Here is a 4,333-nt window from a genome sequence, read left to right on the forward strand (position 1 = left end):
TCAACTTTATCCAGGAGTCAGGAGCTTCGATTCAGGATTCAGGATCCATAATAACTGAATTTTATAGTTAATTAGGAATTAATCAGAGTTTAATGGGCAATTAACCTATGTATTCTCCCAATAACTTCTGAATTATTCTCCTGAATTCTTAATTATGTCTCCTATATCCTCAAAAAACCAGCCAATTTCTTACATAAAACTGAGGTTGTCCAAGACCGATTGCCCAAGACCGATTGCCCAAGACCGATTGCCCATGCTGGGATTTTGGCATCAACAGGCTCGGGGTAGACTCATAATCTAATCCCTTTACCCTTTCCCCTTTGCCCTGATAACTGCGGCGAAGTCTAATCAGCGCCCAAAGCCGCTTAGGCCAAAGCAGGGGCAGAATTTAGGGCAGCACTATGGTATTGATTGGACTAATAGCAGTCAAACCGAATTGGACTAATAGCCATCGGAGGAGGATATCCTGATCTGGTCAGCCTTGGGGTTTATCACCTTTCTCGTCAGAGAGATAACATAAAAGGAGTTCTTGCCAGCAGCACCTACACTAGGAGGTGGGACCCAAGGGCGATTTACTCGCCCTAGCAGGCGCGCACCTATGGAAATTTATAGCCACCATCTACGAGGTCTTCTGGTTATGATCACAGATCTGTCCCAATTGGGATCAGGACTGAAACAGGTTGTTAGGACTAATCAGGGGGATGTTGATAGAAGGGATTACTGGCTATCAGCAGGTGCGCTTGACCTTGGCGAATTTAATTCGCCAAGGTCAAGCGCACCTATAGAAAGTATGGGGTTGGTGACACTCGATGGCAATCAGGCGAAGCCAAGCTGTCAGTTGTATCGTCTCTATTTTCGTCTTGCAGTTGGCAGGGAAGGTATTCGAACCATTTCCTAGATTTCTTTAGATGTCTTTTGTTAAGAACAAACACAATCACTATTAATTATGTCAGAAATTCTAACACTAATCAAAAAACCAGAGATTCCCAGGAAATTAGTAAAACCATCTCAACCAATTGAACTAATTCAGCCATCAGAACCAAAGTTTATGGCTGTTGGGGTTGTAACTGGTGAGGTAGATTTGTCTGAGAAAATTCCTACCATTACCATTCAGGGTAAGGCTTACCCACTCTTTTTTCTGCTTAAGCACAACCGGAAAAGGTATGTGCTGGATATTCTCAAGGGGCACATAGAGGCCGGAAACCGAGAGCATCGCCTCGTGGTATATCCTAAGCCGATCCACTTCCCAGACAGGAACAAATTCCAGGATATCCGGTTTGAGGTAATTGGGATTTTACAGGAAGACAGACCCCATGCTTGGGCTGAAGCGATTGGCAATGGGTATTTCATCTTGGCTGGATTGTGGCAGTTCATCCCTGTTTGTAAAGTTCCCTGTGTGTCAGTCTTTAGGAACCACAGTGAACAATTAGTGAACTATCTCAAAAACCACCAGGCTACAGAAAGAACTCGGGTACTCAAAGCTGGTCACTGTCCATTATTCTGGCGGGACTCCTCGGTCAAACCATTCCGATTCAATCCTAAGCTCAAGGAGCAGGGCAAGCCAAAATTCATCCAGGTCAAAGCCCGATTCCTTCCCCACAAAAATGCCTTCGCGTTTGTGGAAGAATTGGCACCCCCAATGGATCAGCCTCCACGGTTCTGCAAAGTTCGGAAAGAAGATAAGCAGGAAGCCTTGGCGGAAGCTAAGAAAAGAGCTGCTGAAATGGCTGAAAAAAGAGCTGCTGAAAGTTCTGAAAGTCCTGAAAAAACAGCTGCTGAAAGTCCTAAAAAAAGACCTGCTGAAGGTCCTGAACGTCCTGAAAGTTGAGTACTTCTATTCACAATACCAACTGTGCTCAGTACCAACCCAACGCCCAGTCGAGCCGTTGAGACTTGACTGCTGAGGCGTTTGGTGCTGGCAAGGCTGGTAGGGTGATAGTTAAGACTTAAGCACAAGTCAGGTAAGCCAGCGCTGTCGGATAACTTGGTTGACTGACTATATATTTTCCATAGCTTAACTATAGCGCTAGTATAAACCACGAGTAACTATAGCGGTTTTCAATTAGGTGAGGTACATTTTTATAGGGAGCAGGCAGCAGGGAACAGGGAACAGTGATAGGAATTATTTGACCAACGACTTTACTTAATATAGCAAATCATTGATAATAATAAGTTATAATTAAGGGTTAACCTATTTTATTAAGGTTTAGGGTATTGCTTTGACAAGGATGCGATCGCAACTGCCCCCGTTGGTACTTTTCTGTCAAAAAGCGAAGCATCCGCAGTTTCTGTACTTAATTTTGGTACTTAAGAGTAATTATCTCTGATTATCTTCTATTTTCTTGACAATGAAATATCCCTGCTCTTAGAATCGCGAATGGCGCAGGAGTTCTTGAACCGAACTCCAATCTTTTCCAAAGTCCGATGGGGCAGGAAACCTGACTATTCCTGAATTCCCCGGAACCAGAAGCCACAAGGAGACCCTATGGTTCAGTCTTTCGAGTGCTCAATCCAAATTGACCCGGCCTTAAGGGGATGGCAGACTTGAGGGTCTCCATCATCTCGACCGTCCTGTCCCTTTAACATCAGGCCAAAATTCGTAAAATCATTAATTCAAACATGCTAAAGACAACATTCAACCGCTTCAAGCCAGCTGCTCTTCCCTTGAAGAAAGCACTCTCAAGACTGGCACTTGGTCTAGGGACCCTGCTCTTTGCCGCAGTGGCAGTATTCTGTGTCACAGCTCCTACGGCTTTAGCAGCAACGATAGAACCATTGCATGGAATACAAGTTACTGAAAATACAGTCATGATCGTAGTGACGAGCACGGGCTGCACGAATAAAGAGGACTTCACAACCATATTGGAAAAATCCCAGCCTCCAACTGCCACCTTCATCCGCCTGAAACCGGATCCTTGTAAAACTGCTTCCCATGCCTACCGGATTTCCTTCTCCCCGGAGGAAGTGGGTGCGACAGAATTTAAAGTGGCCAATCTGTTTGAACCCATGCCCAGATTTTAGCGGCGGAAGTTCTTAAAACAGGACTCTAAGTCGAAAAAAATGTCACAAACTGCCTGGTGAGATCGTTTTAGTTATAGAGCGACATAGCTAACGTTGGGGTAGGCGAGTTTTAGCAACAGTAGTTAAACAAGGTTTAACTCTTACCCTATGGCCTCAATTTAATTATTCCATAGGTGCGCTTTCCGCATTAAGAATTAAATTCGCCACGGGTCGCACCTGCTGAAATTCCTCCCGATGCTCACGTTACGGTAGAGCGCGGGAGGAATTTTTTATATTGATTTCAGTTATAATAAATTTTAAAAAGCCTAAGTCATTTCCAATTGCCCATCTGTCTATGCCAGCCAAGGATATTTTTCACAACACCGTTCGGTTAGCCTTAGAAAAAGATGGCTGGCTGATAACTAAAGATCCTCTATACATCAAAGTTGGCGGATCGGAAATGTATATAGACTTAGCAGCAGAACAATTAATTGCAGCCCAGAAAGATAATCAAAGCATAGCGGTAGAAATCAAAAGTTTTTTACAAGAATCAGAAATGGCAGAGTTTCACGTCGCCCTTGGTCAATGTCTTGATGCAGTCGCTCATGGGGGAAACCCCCAAGACCGCGCTGCATCGCTTCCTAAACTATCGATTAGCATTAAAGCAAACATTACCTAATTTTATTTTATACTTAGCCGTTCCTACCGATACTTACAATACATTTTTTCGTCGCCCCTTTATTCAGGATGCTCTTGAAGAGTATCAGCTAAAATTGCTAATTTTTGAACCTAAGAAAGAGGAGATTTCATCATGGAAACCTTGAACTATAATGAATTAGTCCAAAAAATCTTGAAAGCCCACGCTATCAACCTTAACGATGATCAGACAGAAGTTCAAATGATATTTGATAGTGAGCGCAATCATTATTTAGTGATGGTAGTGGGCTGGTATGACCAACGACGGGAATACGGAAGCTTAATTCATATTGATATCAAAGATAATAAAATTTGGATTCAGAGTGATGGCACTGAAGTGGGAGTAGCTAACGAGTTAGTTGAAGCAGGAGTTCCCCAACAGCATATAGTTTTAGGGTTTAAGTCTCCCTTCAAAAGACAATTTACTGCATATGCTCACCTGTAGCATTTTACAGAAAAGTTTAGTAGGGTGGGCAAAAAGTAATAGAGTTTTTCCATTAAGCTTATCGGCGATAAATTTTTGCCCACCCTACCATTATAGGCAAAAAGTAATAGAGTTTTTTCATTAAGTTTATAGGCGATAAATTTTTGCCCACCCTACCATTATCGATTCAATCCAATAGCCAACTAAACAAAA

General features: G+C 42.9%; 4 protein-coding genes and 1 pseudogene. All 5 read left to right on the plus strand.

The annotated features are described in order from the left end of the window. Positions 1 to 637 precede the first annotated feature (637 nt). The 5 genes and pseudogenes from F6K20_RS26205 (at position 638) to F6K20_RS26225 (ending at position 4,141) form a co-directional block, all read left to right on the plus strand. Positions 638 to 898 carry an AAA-like domain-containing protein gene (locus tag F6K20_RS26205; protein WP_287296589.1) on the plus strand — a complete coding sequence of 87 codons (261 nt, stop codon included), beginning with the start codon at positions 638 to 640 and terminating at the stop codon, positions 896 to 898. A gap of 48 nt (positions 899 to 946) precedes the next feature. After that, the gene (locus tag F6K20_RS26210) at positions 947 to 1,828 is read left to right on the plus strand and encodes a hypothetical protein (RefSeq protein WP_287252907.1); all 882 of its coding nucleotides are present in this window, start codon (positions 947 to 949) and stop codon (positions 1,826 to 1,828) included. A gap of 791 nt (positions 1,829 to 2,619) precedes the next feature. Next, positions 2,620 to 3,021, plus strand: coding sequence for a hypothetical protein (locus F6K20_RS26215; protein ID WP_287252904.1), 402 nt, complete (start codon positions 2,620 to 2,622; stop codon positions 3,019 to 3,021). A 334-nt stretch (positions 3,022 to 3,355) separates the two neighbouring features. Continuing rightward, positions 3,356 to 3,824, plus strand: a pseudogene (locus F6K20_RS26220) (XisH family protein). Further along, positions 3,812 to 4,141 carry a XisI protein gene (locus F6K20_RS26225; protein WP_287252902.1) on the plus strand — a complete coding sequence of 110 codons (330 nt, stop codon included), beginning with the start codon at positions 3,812 to 3,814 and terminating at the stop codon, positions 4,139 to 4,141. The pseudogene F6K20_RS26220 and the gene F6K20_RS26225 overlap by 13 nt, the downstream one beginning before the upstream one ends. Positions 4,142 to 4,333: the final 192 nt, after the last annotated feature.

This window comes from Moorena sp. SIO2C4 (assembly GCF_010672485.1).
In the GTDB taxonomy this organism is placed as follows: domain Bacteria; phylum Cyanobacteriota; class Cyanobacteriia; order Cyanobacteriales; family Coleofasciculaceae; genus Moorena; species Moorena producens.